1 pseudogene is annotated in these 274 nt (G+C 74.1%); it reads right to left on the bottom strand.

What is annotated here, in order from left to right:
- Positions 1 to 274: pseudogene (locus tag RZA33_RS19470) on the bottom strand (ATP-dependent DNA helicase RecG); the annotation flags it as partial.

Here is a 274-nt window from a genome sequence, read left to right as displayed (position 1 = left end):
GCAGCCTTTCGTGCAGGCCCCCGGGCCGTGCCCGCAGCGCCGGCGCCACCAGCAGCGCCCGCTCACGCTGGGCCTGCAGCTGCGACAGCTGTTGGGCCAGCAGCTCCTCAAACTTGAGCCGGAGCCAGGCCGGATGCTGGTGCTCGTGCAGGGCCTCCAGCGACGCGCTGGGCGGCGGGTGGTGCAGATAGGTCAGCGCCTCCTTCAAGGTCGGCAGGCCGCGCGGTACCGTGCCGGGCGGCAGGATCTCGCGCAGGTCCGCCCGAGCCAGGCC

Origin of the sequence: Halovibrio sp. HP20-59, from assembly GCF_033052795.2 — a bacterium.
Lineage (GTDB): Bacteria > Pseudomonadota > Gammaproteobacteria > Pseudomonadales > Halomonadaceae > Vreelandella.
Note: the sequence above shows the minus strand (reverse complement) of the source record. Positions and strands in the feature narration are given on the sequence as shown.